This is a genomic window from Paenibacillus macerans (assembly GCF_900454495.1).
GTDB lineage: Bacteria > Bacillota > Bacilli > Paenibacillales > Paenibacillaceae > Fontibacillus > Fontibacillus macerans.
Map to the genome: position 1 here is coordinate 3,739,677 of NZ_UGSI01000001.1, position 16,524 is coordinate 3,756,200.

The window sequence follows — 16,524 nt, forward strand, 5'->3', positions numbered from 1 at the left end:
AAGGGCTGATCCGGTGATATATTGAGAGCAAATCGGCAAAACGGATGCCCCCGCAGAGGGAAGCATCCGTTTTTGTTTTTTCCGCCAAAGCAAGGTCAGAGCTTCTCGCTCCGCTTTTGCAATTGAGCGATCGCCGGCACGGTAAACCGGGCCAAATTGCCGGGAAGCCGGTCCAGCGAAAACCAGCGCACTTCCCCGATGGCGCCGCCCTCCTCCATATTGCGCGGCTCTCCGCCCGTCACGGCCGCTTCATACAACGCCGAAACCCAATGATTCCCCTTCTCCGGTTCGATCAGTTCCGCCGTGCAAAGCAGGCCCTTCACTTCCACGTCGAGGTCGACTTCCTCTTTAATTTCCCGGACGACGCAAGATTCCATCGTCTCATACAGGTCCACTTTTCCGCCGGGAATGCTCCATGTATCTTTTTCCGGCTCCCGGTTTCGCCGCACCAGCAAAATTTCGCCCTGCTCGTTTAAAATAACGGCCCCCACACCCAATCTCGGAACTTCCGGCATAACACTCAACCTATTCCCCACCTTTCAATAAACACACATGAAACACACTTGTCCATAATTATAAAGCTTAGGGAACGGACGCTCCAATTAAAATTTGAATCGTTCCACCGATTTGCCGAGTTGATCCGCGATGGACTCCAGCCCTTTGGCGGAGGCCGATACCTGCTCCATATTGGCGAGCTGCTGCTGCGTGGAGGCGGAAATCTCCTCTGTGGACGCCGTGGCCTCCTGGGCAATCGACGCCATGCTTTCGATCGTTCCGATCACTTCGTTTTTATCTTCGTTAACCTGGGCAATGCCGCTGATTAATACTTCGATTTCCTCGGTAACCAGCTGTACCGTGCGATCTATCATGTTGAAAGCTTCCCCGGTTTCCAAGGACGCGGCGTTCGTCCGGTTGATAGCTTCGGCTCCCTGCCGCATGTAGCTTTTGGCGTCGGCCACGGCCGCGCCGACTTCCCGGACCATGTCCTCGATCCCTTGAACCGACCCTCTCGTCTGCTCCGACAAACCCCGGATCTGCTCGGCGACGACGGCAAAGCCGCGCCCTTGTTCGCCCGCTCTGGCGCTTTCAATCATGGCGTTCAAGGCGAGCAAATTCGTTTGTCCGGCCACCGCTTTGATCACCGCCGCAACCTCCGTAATCGCTTCCGATTTGACGCTGAGCGCGTTCACCTGTTCTTCGATTTTCAAGGTGACCTCCGCATTTTCGCGGATGGCCCGCTGCAGCTGCTCCATGCTGTTCATGCTGGCCTGGTTGGCTTCCCGCGTCTGTTCAATGCTCGCTTTCATCCGGCCCGCACGTTCGGTCAGCGCCATGATTTCCGCCGCCAGCCGGTTAAGCCGGTCCAGCCCGGCCTGTGAATTCGCCGCCAAGCCGCCGGAACCGGCCGCCAGCTCATCCGCGGCTCTGGAGATTTCCCCGCTCGCTTGGGAGGTTTCATCGATCATGGAGGCAAGTTCCCGGGAACTTGCGAACACCTGATCCGCGTTCTTCTGAATCGTTTCGACCATTCCGCCCAGCGTTTGCCGCATATGAGCCAGATCGCCGGCCATCGCCCCGATCTCATCTTTGCCGCGATGGGTCAATTCGGCGGTGAAATCCCCTTCGGCAAAGCTTTTGATCCGCTCCGACATCATGGCGATCGGCCGGATCATTTTCCGCGCCAGGACCAGCCCGATGCCCGCCGCCAAAACGAATATGAGCAGCGAAAGCACAAGTGTTTCAAGCTGTGCCTCGCGGATTTGGCCGTACATGCTTTTCAGCGATATCCCCACGTTTAATGCTCCCGAAAGCTCCGGGCTGTACGTAAAATCCGTGGAAATATTGTACACTTTCTCCCCGCCGGCCGTTTCTAAAATGCGGCCCTGCGTTTCCTGCCGCTCAACGACCGCCGACAGATCGCTGCCGGTGTTGGCCGCCGAAGCCGAAGAGACAGCATCCGCTACAGCGCCTTCCCCCTCCTTGCGCAGGCTGCTGTCCGAAACGATCACCTGCCCCTTGGCATCGGCAAGCGAAATGTAGACGATATTGCCGCCGCTGTCCTGTTGGATCGTCTGGAACACCTGCTGCAATTCCTGCAAATTCAGCAGCTCATCCTTGACGATTTCCCGCTTGATGTTGGCCACAAGAGTCGTCCCGTCGCTTTTCATTTGGCTGGTCATCGATCTTTGAATCTCCGTGTGCGAGACCAGCGCAAAGGACACGGCGCAAACCGCTATCAACGATAGCAGGACGGCAAGTATTTTTCCGGTTAACGATCTAAAAAATCCGATCCGTCCGGAGGAACGCAACGGCTTGTTTAAGTTGTCTGGGTTGTTTGGATTGTCTGGGTTGTTTGGCCTAGCTGTTTCGCTTGGCTTGACTGGCCCGATCATAAAGTTCGCCACCTTTTTTATGATGATTTACACAACAAAGTTAGGCTCAAAACCGAGATCAGTGCTTGACGAATATTGTGACTTTGGCTCCATGGATTCCAGGATGCCGGACTGAGGTGGCTGTCTATATGTCTATATAGCGTTCGTGTCCTGGTGTCCCTGCATGTTGCCTTGCACGATTATCCCTTTCGTTCAGGGGCAAGGGGGGCTTGTGTACGGGATAAAGAAAAATGAGAAAAGGAAAAAATGAGGCGGTTCAGGTGATCTTCTTCTCCCGAATATACCTCCTTCTCTTGAATTTATCTTCTTCTCTGCTTCCTGACCAAATGGGATAATCGTGCAAAGCGTCCGGACAGCGGATGTTGATCTGCCGACCACCCCACCAGCCTTCCCTGTCCTCAAGCCTTCAACGCCCTTCCGGCACTTCTTGCCACGATTGGTTGCCGGCTTGACTGTCAAGCATTGATTATAAAGTTGAGTCCAAAGTTATAAGCGAGACTACTAAATTTTAACAATTACTTCTAAAATTACAGTGACTATTTTCATAATATCTATGACTTAGGACACGGGTTAGCAAAATGTTGGAGATTAGAACAGCAGCATTTGGGGATGGCAAGTCCGGGAACTGACCGGGAACTGACGCGGAAATTTATAGGCAATGCCATAGTTTCGAACGCGAGCCGTCACAATTCATTCATCATTCGCCCTTTCCTGGAGCGGGAAAACGCGGCTGCCCGCATATTTGTCCGCAATCGGAAGACAATAACCAGTGAATTCCAATGAAAGGAGCGAGAGGATGGCCCAAATCAATCAAGTGGAGCTGCAAAACCTGCGGCATCTGATCGGCGCCCACGAGACGGAAAACCAAAAGATGCTGACCTACGCGCAGCAATGCACCGATCCGCAGGTGAAAGCTTATTTTGAGAAATCGGCCCAGGCCGCGTTAAACACCAAACAGCAGCTGATGTCATTTTTGAAATAGGGAGGAGGCAGGTCAACATGATGCAGGACAAAGAAATGGTCAACGATGCGCTTTCCATGGTCAAAAGCAGCTTGACGACCTATACCAACGTGATCTCGGAATGCGCCAATCCCCAGCTGAGAGCCACGATTCAGCAGATCAGAAACAATTGTGAAGCATCGCAATACGAGCTGTTTCAGCTCGCCCAATCCAAAGGCTTTTACCAACCGGCCATGATGGCCGACAACCAGGAAATTCAACAGGTGAAGTCGCAGTTGGGCAGTTGATATCAGGGAATTTACGAACGCAAAGAAGATGGCCTCGGTAACCGCCGAAGTCATCTTTTTCTTTACGTCTTTCATCAAATTACGAATCGGGACTCAACTTATGATGTCTTATGATCAATAATGCAAAATTAGCGAAAAAAACAGGCGGCCGTCAACCGCAAATCAGGTCAGCACAAAACGCGTGTGGCTGTGGCCTTCTTTCGTTTTCTTGACCTCGAGAATGGCCGGGATCGCCTGCTTCAGTTCCTGCACATGCGAGATGACGCCGATGATGCGCCCGGATTGCTGCAGGTCGATCAGCGTTTCGATCGCCTTGTTGAGCGATTCTTCGTCCAACGAGCCGAAGCCTTCATCGATGAACATCGTTTCCAGCGAAATCCCGCCTTCGTAGGCCTGAATCACGTCGGCCAAGCCGAGCGCGAGGCACAGCGAGGCGTTGAATTTTTCCCCGCCGGACAACGTCTTGACGTCGCGAAGCTGGCCCGTATAATTGTCGTACACGTCGAGTCCGAGGCCGCTTTGTTTCCCGCGTTTCTCCATCCGTTCGCTGCGGACGAGGTAAAATTGGCCGCCGGACATCCGGGCCAGCCGCTCGTTGGCATGGTGGATGATTTTGACCAAAAATTCAATTTGCAAATAACGCTCGAACGAGATTTTTTTGCTGTTTTCCCCGCGCACGACGTCATACAGTCCTTTGACCAGCCCATGCTCCCGTTCGGCTTCCTGCCACGTTTGCTCCGCGCGCACAATGTCCTGCTTGCTTTCCTCCGCTTTTTTGCATTGGGTTTCGGCCAGCAGACACTCCTTCCGCAACGTCTCCACTTGCCGCTCCAGCTCTTGCAGCCGCAGTTCCATGGAGGCCAGGTCCTGCCGCTTCTTGTCGGCCAATTGCGCCCTCATTTCCTCAAGCTGGGCCCGGTTGGCGGCCACGGCGGCGTTGTAGGCTTCGATTTGCTCCTTCAGCGCCTGGCGTTCGGCATCCGCCATTTTCACGGCTTTATACTCTTCCTCCGCGGCGAAGCCGGCCTGGGTTAAAGCTTGGGCATAACTTTGCCGGGCCTTCTCCCGCTGAGCCCGGGCGTCCGCAAGCTGGCTCTCCGCATGGCTCAGGTTTTCCCCGGCTTTGATGCTCTGCCCGTTCGCTTCCTGGTAGCGCTGCTGCGCTTCATGCCAAGCCGCCTCCAGTAAAGTCTTCCGCTGCTCCGCCTGCCGAATCCGCTCTTCCAGCTGATTCAAGCTGCGAGCATCCTCGGGCAAGGCCGCCAGCTCCCGATCGAACAGCGCCTTCTCCCGCGCATAACTTGTCTTCTGCTCCTGGCTGGCATGGTCGGCCCGCTCTTTTCGCAACCGCAGCTCCTCCAACCGCTGCTCCAGAGCTTCCAGTTCCTTGCGCAGCTCCAACAGCCCGGCGTGCTGTTCCTTGAGCGCTTTTTCCTCGGCGGCCAGCGCTTTCCCTTCCTTCACCAGTTCGTCATAAACATGGCGGATGTCGGCGGGATCAAATCCATGCTCCCGCACCTCCTGCAGCCGCTCGTCCATTTGCCGCCGCGTTGCGGCGAGTTCCGCCTGCGCTTGCAGGTAGGCTTTTTCGGCATCCGCTTTGTCGCGGCGCAGCCGGTCGAGCGCTGCTTTGTCCGGCGCATCTCCCGAAGCCGCCGCCTTCTGGGGATGATGAACGCTGCCGCACACCGGGCAGGCTTCGCCGTCCTGCAGAAGAGCGGCGAGTAAACCCGCCTGCCCTTCCATCCAACGCTCCTCCAGCGCCGTATACAGCTCGTTGGCATGTTCGTAAGCCGCCTTCGCCCCCTGCTCGGTTTCCCGCTCTTTTTTCGCTTTTTCGGACAGCTTCAAATACTCCTGCACGATCTGGGCCTGCTGCCTAAGAACGGCCAATCTCGCGGATTTATCCGGCAACAAGGCCACCCGCTCTTCGATTTCTTTGACCCGGCCCCCCTTGGCGGACCGCTCCGTCCTTAGCAGCTCTAACTCGCGCTGAACTTGCTCCGCCTGCTTGGACAGCTTCTCGGCTGCCGCGGCGAGCGCGGCGACAAGCTGCCGCTTGGCGTCAAGCTCTTTGACCGTCGGCAGAAAGCCCTGCAGCCGGTCAAGCTCGCGCAAAGCCTGCTCCCTATCTTCCTTCCTGCCTTCTTCCTCGGCATACCGGGCCGCTGCCGTCTCCAACAGCCGCTTGGCCGTCTCGTTTTGGGCCTGGGCCGCTTCCAGCAGCTTTTCTTTTCGCGCCAAATCGTCCGCCGCTTCCGCATCATGCCGTTCATACACCTGCAAATGCACGGCCTGCTCCGCCCGCTTAAGGCGCGCCGCTTTTTCCCGGTATTCCGGCTCCTGCTCGGCCAGCTGCTGCCAGGCTGCAGCTTTCTGCTCGAGGAGATCAAACTGCTCGTTGACGCTTTTGGCCTGATGATATAACGCCGTTTGCCGCTGATGCTCGGCCGCTTCCCGCTCGAGCTGTTGCTTTTTCTCGTTGGTCTGTCCGGCGAAATAGGCGATCTCCTGATCCAGCGCCTCGAGCACCTGATGGGTATTGTAATATTCCTGCCGAAAAACGGTGTGCAGCGCGGAGCCTTCGCGCCCGCCCAAAGCGCTTTTGGCCTGCTCTATGTACAAATCCCGCGTCTTTTGCAGACTGTGGCAAATTTGCTGCATTTCCTTGCGCTTTTCGTTGAGGTGGTCGGCGACGTGCTTGTACAGTCCGGTCTTGAAAATCCGCCGCAAAATCTCCTCTTTATTCTCCGTCTCCGACGTCAGCAGCTTGCGGAATTCGCCCTGCGGCAGCATAACGATCTGGATGAACTGCTCTTTGGTCAAGCCGATGAGCTCGCGGATTTTTTGGTCGATTTGCGAAACGATCTGACGGTCGGTCAGAGGGATCTCTTCTCCATTCGCCAATTCATACAGCTCGTACCGGTCGCCCGTCGCCACCTTGTTGCCCGCTTTAACGTGGGCAAGCTGCCGGAACACCCGGTATACGTGCCCTTTTAGCTCGAATTCGAAGTCCACCGAGGTGTATACCTGATCGTCCGCGAAGTGGCTGCGCAGCATCTTGCTGTCATTCCGGTCTTCGCCGCTGGCGCTGCCGTACAAGGCAAAACAGATCGCGTCGAAAATCGAGGTTTTACCCGCTCCGGTATTCCCGGAAACCACAAACAGGCGATGTTCCTCCAGCTCGGAGAAATCGATGACTTCCGTATCTTTATACGGCCCGAACGCCGTCATCGTCAGCTTCAATGGCTTCATCCCGTTCCCCTTCCTTCAAGACGATTTCCTGCAGCGTCTCGGCAAACAGCCGTTCCGTTTCCGCGGACGGCTCGTCGCCCGTAACTTCCTGATAAAAAGCCCTGAACAAAGAATACCCGTCCATTTGCGCGCGGCCCTGGGTTTCCTGCAGATCTCCCGTCAGGCCGCGGATCGCCTGTTTCCGCTCCACATGCATGGCGTTCGGATACACCGAGCGCACCCGTTCCATCGGGGACAGCACCAGCGCCTCGTCCAGCAGGCGCACAAACACGTAATCTTCGTTGACGGGATGGCGCTCGATATCGGCGATCAGCCCTTCCACCGTGCGCATATCGCGCCTTGGGACAAGCGGCCGCCGCTCCACCCGCGCCAGCCCCGCGCCGTCCAGCTCGACGATCAAATATCCTTTCCGGTGATGCTCCTCGGAAATCGAATATTTTAGCGGCGAACCGGCATAACGGACCGTTTCATTAGCGACATGATGCGCCTGATGCAAATGCCCCAGCGCCGTATAATGAAATCCGGCAAAATGCCGGGCGCTCACATGCTCGGCTCCACCGATCGCCAGCGGCCGCTCCGAATCGCTGGTGTTCGCTTCCGGCTCCCCGTGCGGCGTCACGAAGGCATGTCCGACCAACACATGTCTCGCGCCCGGATCCATCGTCCGTTTGATCGCGTCCGTAATGACCCGCATCGCGTCATCATGGGTGCGGACCTCCTGCTCGCCGAACGTCTGCCGCACTTTGCCGGGTTCGGTATAAGGGACGAGATGGAAATGAACCTCCCCATGCTCGTCGCGTAGCACCACCGGTTCAAGCGGGGAGGACAGCACCCCCGCAATATGTAATCCCGACGCCCTCATGATGCGATGGCCGAAATCCAGCCGCGTCGGGCTGTCGTGATTCCCGGCCACTGCCAGCACCGGCACCTTGAGCCGCAGCACGATGCTCTCCAGCACATCGTCCAGCAATTGCACGGCCTCCGTCGGCGGAACCGCCCGGTCGTACAAGTCGCCCGCAATGATTACCGCATCCGGCCGCTCCGCTTCAATCTCATTTACAAACTGCTGCAATACGTGCCGCTGATCCTCCGTCATATATACGCCCTGCACCAGCTTCCCCAGATGCCAGTCCGCCGTGTGAAAAATTTTCATCAGCTTCCGACCATCCTTTCTCTTCTATGACCAAAACACGATTCTAGTGTATTTATACCTCGCCGGTTTCTATTTTCGTCTAAGCAACTCTATTATATCAGAAGATTCAGCTCAAAAAGCTCCAAATGCCCCGTGATTCCAGCTCCCCGGCCGCCCCAAATACCAGTGGTTCCCACGCCACGGCCGCTCCAAATGCAAATGTGCAGTTGAAATAAGCTAAAATCGGTAAATTTGCCCAGTGAAATGCAAAAGTGCAGTTGAAAATGAGGTTTGGAGACAAGTTTGATCAAAATGGCAAAAATCGCCTGCACTTTTGCATTTGAACCCGTATAAATGGCTTGATTGGGGCCGAATGAACTGCACTTTTGCACTTCGTTCGCTTGCGGGGTAACGTGAGGAAATGGATACTTCAGACTAGTTATATAATTACGGCTAAGCACGGACTTTCTAAGGATTTCCCATGGACTTCACTCGGACTTACGTCGGTGCAATCTCGGCGTATCTAACGATCGTTATCTACACTACAACCCAAGCCCATCCTTAGCCGAATACACATCGATCATCATCAGCGTCCCCAGTTGAAAGCCGTTCACAAAAGAAGCTGCAGCCAATAACGATTCCGACTCGAGACGTAAATCCAGCATAACCTCAAGCTGCTTAAACTCATTAGGCGAAAGCTAAGCTTCTCTTTCCACATTTGTATGGCCTCGGATAGTTTTCGATTTACGGCTCGGTACTCGGGATTTGCAGGGACAATCGTTGCCTCCGGGTGGATTTCACCGCAGTATAAGGCTTCCAGTATGCTTTTCATTTTCATCTTCCTTTCGTAGTGGGTCGCGGCGCCTTGAAAGAAAGACATACACATGTTAAATTTAGGGTGCAGTCTGTCGATCAGGCAACTGCGTGGCGGAAGTGGCGAATTCTTTTGTGGGAGTGAGCCACTTCCCTTTCTTATGCATGGTCGTCCAGTTTCTCGATGCCCCGTCTCATAGCCTCGTTTCTAGTCACCTTATGCTTTGCTGCATAGCGTTCGAGGATATCATTATGCCTCTTATCAAGCCGCACCGTAAGACGGATTTCTTTCGGATTTTCCGAAAAAGGACGCCCTATTTTCTTTAGCTATGGATTTCACCTCCCAAAATTTATTACTCTTAAGAGTAAAATTCCTATTGCCAATATACTACTCTTAAGGGTATAGGTCAATACACTTTTTTCCGAACTATGCTATAATAATTGCGTTTACTCTTTAAGGTAATGGAGGAACTATGAAAATTCGTATACGCTTACGGGAAATCCTTGCCGAACGGAATATTTCGCAAAGACAATTCGCCCTGTCGATGAATATGCGGATTGCGACCATCAACCATCTTTGTTCCGATTCCGTGGACAGAGTCTATATCCGCACGCTGGAGCAGATTTGCAATGCTTTGGAAATTACGGTCGATCAACTGATCGTGTCCGTGGATGAGAATGATCGATAGAGACCGCCCGATTGCGCCGCGGCAAAGGTCCGTAAAATGACAAAGTCCTCAAACCGATCCAACGGGTTTGAGGACTTTTTATATGGCAGCTAAGCAACGTCGGTATTCCTTACGGTGTTACAATCCGGGTTGTCAAAACGTCCAACGCATTGCGAACTTCTTTGGCAAATACCAAGGGTTTCTCTTTCTTTTCAAAATGAATATACCAAAGGTTGGGTTTATCAAAAAGCCAGTGGTTATGCAAGGCCGTTACCTTTATATTATGCTTTCTAAGACGGGTGATAAACGGATTGATCTCAGCGGTCAGGATCACGGTTTCTCCGAGACAAAGAGCGCGTCCGTCTTTACCGATGCTCTCGAAAGAGAATGCTTGGGGGATCGCCAGAAACGATCTGCTTCGCTTGCCCAGAATAATAGGTTTAATATTATTACGGACTCTCGATGCGGTGCAGACGCCGTTAATAACTTGAGGTGTTGCACCGGAGCGAGCTCTGGCCGGATGAATTATGAAATTTTTCCGTCGGCCGGTTTAAAAACCTATTTCTTAAATCTTAGCCCGGCCACCTGAACGTGACCGCTGAATGTGAGGGCAGCGAGTAGACGAATGAACGCGATTTCCAGACCACCTTGACGGTGTGCGGCGTCTCGCCGGTATTGGCGGCGATCAATACGATCGTGCCGTCCGCGTTGCGGAACGCCACGTTCTCGATGTCCGCTTCGGCCGGCGAGGATTCGATCCGGACCGCTCCGGGACCTACGAATTTGCTGGCGTGGCCCAGCGCGTAATATTCCGCATTCCGGGTTACCGCACCGCTCTCCGGGTCGATGGTCACGACGCCGCGGCAATCCGCGCAGCCCCCATTTACCGGACCGCCCTCCGGATCAAGGGCCAAATTCCAGAGCAGCACCGTCTCCGCCCAGTTGCGGGTGGCGCCGATGAGCAGCTTGGACATCAGCCAGCTCAGGTTGCTCCCGAAATCCTCGCTCCAGCTCCCGCCGCTGCATTCCGTAAAATAGACCGCCTTGTCCGGGAACGCGTCATGAATCCTGGTCATCACATTCGGCTCGCCGCCGTAGCAGTGATAAGCCGTCCCCTCAGTATACCTGCTCGCCTCCCCGTCGCCCAGCACGGTTCGCGCATACGATTCGCCGAGATCCCAGTTGTGATCGTAGGCGATAATTTTGGTGCCCAGCCCGCTCTGCTCGATGGCCGGGCCGAGGTAGCCGCCGATAAATTTCGCCTGCTCCTCCGCCCCCATGCTCATGCTCGGATAATCCGGGGTGGTGAATTCGGGTTCATTTTGCACCGTAATCGCATCGATCGGAACGCCCGCCGCTTCGTATGCCTGAATATATTTGACAAAATAATCGGCATATGCGCGGTAGACCCGCTCGTCGGTATAATCCAAGTACCAGCCGTTATATACGGTTTCCCCGTATTTCATCCAGGGCGGAGCGGTCCAGGGAGTGCCGAGGACCTTAAGCTGTTGATTTTTATTGACGATTTCCCGCATCAGGTCGATGACCCGGGCGTCCCGCTGAACAGAGAAGTTGTTTAATTCAAAGTCCGTTTCCCCCTGAGGAACATCGTCATAGGTATAGCTGCTCGGCTTGCCGGATTCATCCACCGAAAAATCGGACGCTCCGATCGTATGGCGAACGTAGCTGAGGCGAATTCCGCGGTCCGTAAACAAATCGTCCAGCAGCGCCTCGCGCTGCGAAGCGGACAGCTTCCCGCCGATCAAATAAGCGCTTGAACCGGTAACGGCCGCGCCGAACCCTTCGATCGTCTGATATCGCCGGCCGGCATCCACTTCGATGACCGCGTCGCCGTATTTGCCTGTCCCGCTGAAGACCGATACCGGCTGGGGCGTCAACAGATTATTTCGATCGGGCGTCGTCAGCCAGGATTCCACAGTCAGTTCGCCGGCCGAAAAGCCGGTGCGGGACAACTGCAGGAACAGCAGGACAACAACACACGCGATAAAAGTCAAAACAACCCGGTAACGGATAAGCGCCTCCCCCTTTCTCTTTGCTTATACACAGAAAGAGCCGAAGCAAAGTGCTGCGGCTCTTTCCGCTACTCTTTTATTCCGTCCTTAAGCGGATGACGGGCGTGCAACAAGATGTTATTTCCCCGACGGGCTTCCGACGGTCACGCTGGTATTCAGGCGAATATCCTCGGAAGAGCTGCCGACATAAATCGGAACTTTGCCTTGCGGCATCACCCATTCGCCCGACTGCTCGTCCCAATAAGACAGCGCTTGGGGATCCAGTTCAATCTCCACCCGCTTCTGCTTGCCCGGCTGAAGCTCGACCTTGGCCCATCCGGCCAGCTGTTTCGGCGCCGTTTCAACTGCGGCCGGCAGCTTACCGGTGTACACTTGCACCACTTCCGCCCCCGTAACCTTGCCGGTATTGCGCAAATTTAGCGATACTTTGATTTTACGGTCGTCTTTATTGCCGCTTACCTTGGCTTTCGCGTTGCGGTACTCAAAATTCGTATACGACAAGCCATGTCCGAAGGCAAACGCCGGCTTGATGCCGCTAAACTCGTAACCGCGATAACCGACCATCACGCCTTCGCTGTAATCGGCCTTACTGTCGATGCCCGGGAACTGCTGCTCGGTCGACACCGGCGTGTGTTCATCGTCCACCGGGAAAGTCACCGGCAGCTTGCCGGAAGGGTTGACTTTGCCGAACAAAATGTTCGCGATGGCATGACCTTGTTCCTGCCCGGCATACCAGGCTTGCAGGATGCCTTTAACATTCTGCCGCCAGGTGTCCATTTCGACCGCCCGGCCGCTCATCGAAACGACGATGGTGTTCGGATTGGCGGCAGCCACCTCGGCAATCAATTGGTCCTGGTTGTTCGGCAGCTCCAAATCGGAACGGTCGATATACCCTTCGCTTTCATAAGTGCGAACCACGACGATAGCGACATCGGAACGCTTGGCGAGATCAACCGCCTTCTGCATTGTTACATCGACCGCTCCGGCCGGCGGTTCCCATCCGAACCGGATCAGTCCGCCGAAATCGGAATCCAGGTTGTCCGGCCAATCCGTGCGGTATTCGATGCGGACGTCGTGTTTTTCTCCGGCGGTGAGGTTCACCTTGGCTTTGCTTGTTTCCACCTTTTCGCCCTTGTTGTCGATCAACAACTCGCCGTCGAAATACAGCTTGCCGGATCCGATGCTCGTAATGGACAACGTATACTCGCCGGTTTTGGGCGCGGCGATCGAGCCGGTCCAACGCGCTGACATCATGCCGTTATATTCGTTGGGCAGCTTCGTCAACTTCTGGGATTGCCCATTCAGCCCATCATAGTTATAAAAGCCGAGATTCATGTTGACTTGGCGGTCCGTTCGGGTTAGGGACGGTTCGCCTTCCATTTTGTTGTTGGTCCAGTATTCCCCATGCAGTCCCGATTCTTTGGATGACCCGTAAGCGGATGATTTGCCGCTTGCCGGGAACAGCATGGAAGAAGGCACCGCGGACGGGCCGTTGACGATATCTCCGGTGGAGATCGGGTCGGTTCCCGGCGCATACTCCACTTGAACTCCTTTTCCGGCCTGCTCCCGGATCGCTTCCAGCGGGCTTACGGTATACGTCGGCTGGACCAGGGAACTGCCGCCAACCGTAGCGTAGCTGTCCGCATCCGGGCCGATGACGGCGATGGAGTCCAGCTTGTCCGCATGCAGCGGAAGCGCGTTATCTTCGTTCTGGAGCAGCACCATGCTTTCTTCGGCCATTTCCAGCGCGGCTTGGCCATGTTCCTTGGCGGGGATTTGCACGTTCACGGCAGGCTTATCGAACAATCCTTTATCGAACATCTGTACTAAGATTCTTCGAGCCATTCCATCGATTACATCTTCTCCGACCTGGCCGTTCTTAACGGCGGCCAACAGCTTGTCTCCCCATTCGCCATAAGGCTTGCCCGGCGTTTCCAGGTCGAGGCCGGCCAGCGCCGACTCCGCCGTACTTAGATTGGCGCCGTAGTCGCTCATAATAAACCCTTTAAAGCCAAGGCGGTCTTTAAGAATTTTCGTCAGCGCCGTCTCATTTTCGCAGGCGAAAACACCGTTGATCCGATTGAAGGAGCACATGGCCGAACCGAGGTCGGCCTCTTTCACCGCAGCCGCAAACGGGCGGGAGTAAATTTCCATAATCGCCCGTTCGCTTGCCCGGGTGTCCACCGCAAACCGGTCCGTCTCTTGATTGTTCAGCAAATAATGCTTGGCGGTGGCAATCACCGGATATTTCTGCACGCTGTTCACATATTCGACCCCAAGCTTCGATTGCAGGAGCGGGTCTTCACCAAGCGATTCAAAATTGCGGGAGCCCCAAGGCAGCCGTGCGATATCGAAACCCGGTCCAAGCAAGACGTTATGAGTCGTATTATACGCCTCATTGCCGACCAGATCTCCGTAGCGCGCCGCCGTTTCCGTATTCCAGGTGGCTGACAGCGCGATCGGCGTCGGAAAAGCCGTTGATTTTTTACCCTGAATTTCGGAGTTCGCCACACGGACGCCGGTCGGACCGTCGGCCATGGTCAACGCGGGGATTCCCAAGCGTTCAATCGGGGCATTGTAAAAGCCGTAGTTGTTGTTAACGTCCCCCGTTACAAAATCGATCTTCTCCTCAAGCTTCATTTCCCGAAGCAGCAGCTCGGTCCTCTCCTCAGGGGATTTGGACATGTCGAACCAAGGCTGTTCGGCATTTGTCCCGGCTGCTTTGACCGTGCCGAACGGCGAAATGATTGCGGCCGAAACGATCACTGCAGCGAGCATCATACGAAACAGCATTTGTGATGTTTTTTTCACTGGTTGTTCTCCTCCTTATGCATAATCGGATGCTGCAAATTTTTTCGTCGGTTGCCCCAGTTCCTCTCCGTCTCTTAACGGTATGTACGCAGGCGGAGCAACCGATGGAGCTGACATGCATTGGGCAAATTACGTGTTCAAACGCTTAATACAAATTGCTCACACGTGAAAAATAAGATTTAGTAACGCTTCTTATCCCGGGCGTGTTTGGGAGCGTCCTATCTGCCGACCGACGAATGCCATCATTTTCTGGTGCGTACTCTCGGCTTGAACCGCCGCCCCCGCATGCCTAAATAAAACGTTAAGCTAAAAATTCGCTGAATGCACTACCTAAAAAATGGAATGCCTATTCACATATCTGGAAAATAATATAAGTAACCGTTTTATTGTAGGACTTTATAACTTAAAATTTTGTAACTTTTATGACCTTGATAAGACTGAAGTTCCAAAAAAATAGTGCTTATTTTTCCGGAATAAGTTACAAAAAGTTAACTATTGAAAATTAGAACAAAGTAACTAAAGTACAAAGAAAAAGCGAAAGCGCACGAGTTGCATGCACTTCCGCTTTTTGGATTTTCTCCGGCTGATTTCGCCCTGCGATATAACGCTGAACCGATCGGTTTAAGCCGATCCCACCTGCTTGCTCAACACATCAACCGCCAAGATGGCGTTGGCTACTTGCTCGGGCGTGATTTCGCTCGACAGATTCACCATCGTTTCATTCGGCTGCGTGGCGGCTTGGCCCACTTTCAGCAGTTCCTCAAAAGTCACATGTTCCAGGTGCAGTTCCTTCAAGGTTGTCGGAAGCCCCAGTTCCTGGTAAAAGTCAATATACTTGATGATCTCCGCCTCGGGATGCAGTTCCAGCATCAATTGAACCAGCGTGCCGTAGGCTACCTTTTCGCCGTGGGTTAAGTGATGGATATCGCCGGACAACACCGTAAATCCGTTGTGGATCGCGTGGGCCGCCGCCAAACCGCCGCTTTCGAAACCGAGGCCGGACAGCAGGGTGTTCGCTTCGACAACCGCCTCCACATGCCGGGTAACCAGCCCTTTTTGCACAGCTTGATAAGCGGGAATTCCGTACTTGAACAGCGTTTCTTCACAGGCTTGGGCAATCGCTTGCGCGGCAATGCTCGTTTTACCCCCGGACATGGCGGTACCGTTGCTTTTTACCGTGGCGCGCACTTCAATCCAAGTTGCCATCGCGTCGGCGATCCCCGAAGCGAACAGGCGGGCGGGCGCTTTAGCCACAACGGCGGTATCGACCAGAACCAAGTCGGGATTTTTATGGTAAAACCGGTAGGACTCGAATACCCCTGCATCGCTATAGATTACGGACAAAGCGCTTGTGGGCGCATCGGTCGACGCCGTGGTCGGAACGATCACCACTTTGGATTTCAGTTCGTCGGAAACGGCCTTGGCCGTGTCCAGCGTTTTGCCCCCGCCGACGCCAATGACGAAATCGACGGATTGCGACCGCCCCTCCTGGGCGATGCGGTTCACTTCATTGGAAGAAGCTTCGCCGTTAAAAGAAACGAAATGAAACTCCTTGCCCTCCGCGGACAAGCTTTGCTTGATCACGTCCCCGGTAATGCCCCAAACCACCTCATCGGCAATGATCAGCGGTTTACGGCCCAGCTCTTTAATGTGTTTGCCCAGTTCCTGCAAAGCGCCTGCGCCCTGAATGTATTTGCCCGGTGAGATAAAAACGATGTTTGCCATTGCGATCGCTCCTTACATGGTTTTTGTTCATATTCGGTTTTAACATGTGCCAATCATTCTATATTATGCCAAATTTATCATACCCAATTTATTATACCAAACTTTTATTTAAAGTTCGTGTTCAAAAAGTCAGGTTTTCAGGACCGAAGCGTATGCTTCCGATGTGCGTTTTTTCAAAACGCTGTAGGTCGGATGAAGCTAGGGACTGAGTAGCGGAGCGTAGTTGAGACTACGTGAGCAACGGAAGGCCCGGCTGAATTCAAGATTCGACGTCGAACCCGCTTCATGAACGACTTCGTCATGGAAAGATGACTTTTTGAACAACCTCTTAAACGTGGTATTTCTCGATCGGCTGGTTTAACACCCATTCCAGCATCTCAATCTGGGCTTGTACAACAGGGTCATTAGCTCTTTTGGCCGACAGTTGTTTTAATTCATATAGTTTG

The 16,524-nt window shown here is 54.1% G+C and carries 13 protein-coding genes; 3 read left to right on the top strand and 10 right to left on the bottom strand.

The window, feature by feature from the left end:
• Positions 1–95: 95 nt before the first annotated feature.
• Together DYE26_RS16800 and DYE26_RS16805 are read right to left on the bottom strand one after the other, a co-directional pair.
• Positions 96–515 (bottom strand): NUDIX domain-containing protein, encoded by a 420-nt coding sequence (locus DYE26_RS16800; RefSeq protein ID WP_036625627.1) that lies wholly within the window; start codon positions 513–515, stop codon positions 96–98.
• An 87-nt stretch (positions 516–602) separates the two neighbouring features.
• Entirely contained in the window at positions 603–2,180 is a 1,578-nt protein-coding gene (locus tag DYE26_RS16805) for a methyl-accepting chemotaxis protein (protein ID WP_240534180.1), read from the bottom strand.
• Positions 2,181–3,189: 1,009 nt separating this feature from the next.
• Here DYE26_RS16805 and DYE26_RS16810 point away from each other — a divergent pair.
• Positions 3,190–3,375: a hypothetical protein gene (locus DYE26_RS16810; protein ID WP_036625631.1), complete on the top strand. Its 186-nt coding sequence runs from the start codon at positions 3,190–3,192 to the stop codon at positions 3,373–3,375.
• A gap of 17 nt (positions 3,376–3,392) precedes the next feature.
• Positions 3,393–3,641, top strand: coding sequence for a spore coat protein (locus tag DYE26_RS16815; RefSeq protein WP_036625634.1), 249 nt, complete (start codon positions 3,393–3,395; stop codon positions 3,639–3,641).
• A gap of 162 nt (positions 3,642–3,803) precedes the next feature.
• On the opposite strand, the gene DYE26_RS16820 is transcribed toward DYE26_RS16815, so the two are convergent.
• From DYE26_RS16820 to DYE26_RS34690, 4 genes are all read right to left on the bottom strand, one after another.
• Positions 3,804–6,896: an AAA family ATPase gene (locus DYE26_RS16820; RefSeq protein ID WP_036625637.1), complete on the bottom strand. Its 3,093-nt coding sequence runs from the start codon at positions 6,894–6,896 to the stop codon at positions 3,804–3,806.
• Positions 6,853–8,049, bottom strand: a complete 1,197-nt coding sequence (locus DYE26_RS16825) for an exonuclease SbcCD subunit D (RefSeq protein WP_036625638.1) — start codon at positions 8,047–8,049, stop codon at positions 6,853–6,855. Before DYE26_RS16825 ends, DYE26_RS16820 begins: the two co-directional genes overlap by 44 nt.
• A gap of 521 nt (positions 8,050–8,570) precedes the next feature.
• Positions 8,571–8,693 (bottom strand): DUF6809 family protein, encoded by a 123-nt coding sequence (locus DYE26_RS34560; protein ID WP_255310232.1) that lies wholly within the window; start codon positions 8,691–8,693, stop codon positions 8,571–8,573.
• Positions 8,639–8,914 carry a DUF6809 family protein gene (locus DYE26_RS34690; protein WP_326847784.1) on the bottom strand — a complete coding sequence of 92 codons (276 nt, stop codon included), beginning with the start codon at positions 8,912–8,914 and terminating at the stop codon, positions 8,639–8,641. The genes DYE26_RS34560 and DYE26_RS34690 overlap by 55 nt, the downstream gene beginning before the upstream one ends.
• Before the next feature lie 400 nt (positions 8,915–9,314).
• Here DYE26_RS34690 and DYE26_RS16845 point away from each other — a divergent pair, with 400 nt between their 5' ends.
• Positions 9,315–9,530, top strand: a complete 216-nt coding sequence (locus DYE26_RS16845; protein ID WP_036625643.1) for a helix-turn-helix domain-containing protein — start codon at positions 9,315–9,317, stop codon at positions 9,528–9,530.
• A gap of 109 nt (positions 9,531–9,639) precedes the next feature.
• Here the strand turns inward: DYE26_RS16845 and DYE26_RS16850 are convergent, their stop codons facing one another.
• The 4 genes from DYE26_RS16850 to DYE26_RS16865 all read right to left on the bottom strand — a co-directional run bounded on the left by DYE26_RS16850 (position 9,640) and on the right by DYE26_RS16865 (position 16,078).
• Entirely contained in the window at positions 9,640–10,038 is a 399-nt protein-coding gene (locus tag DYE26_RS16850) for a DUF1259 domain-containing protein (RefSeq protein WP_082207922.1), read from the bottom strand.
• A gap of 43 nt (positions 10,039–10,081) precedes the next feature.
• The gene (locus DYE26_RS16855; protein WP_240534181.1) at positions 10,082–11,524 is read right to left on the bottom strand and encodes a glycoside hydrolase family 30 protein; all 1,443 of its coding nucleotides are present in this window, start codon (positions 11,522–11,524) and stop codon (positions 10,082–10,084) included.
• Positions 11,525–11,659: 135 nt separating this feature from the next.
• A complete protein-coding gene (locus DYE26_RS16860; protein ID WP_036625649.1) occupies positions 11,660–14,353 on the bottom strand; it encodes a beta-glucosidase in 2,694 nt (897 codons plus the stop codon).
• 621 nt (positions 14,354–14,974) lie between these two features.
• Entirely contained in the window at positions 14,975–16,078 is a 1,104-nt protein-coding gene (locus DYE26_RS16865; protein WP_036625650.1) for a glycerol dehydrogenase, read from the bottom strand.
• Positions 16,079–16,524 lie beyond the last annotated feature (446 nt).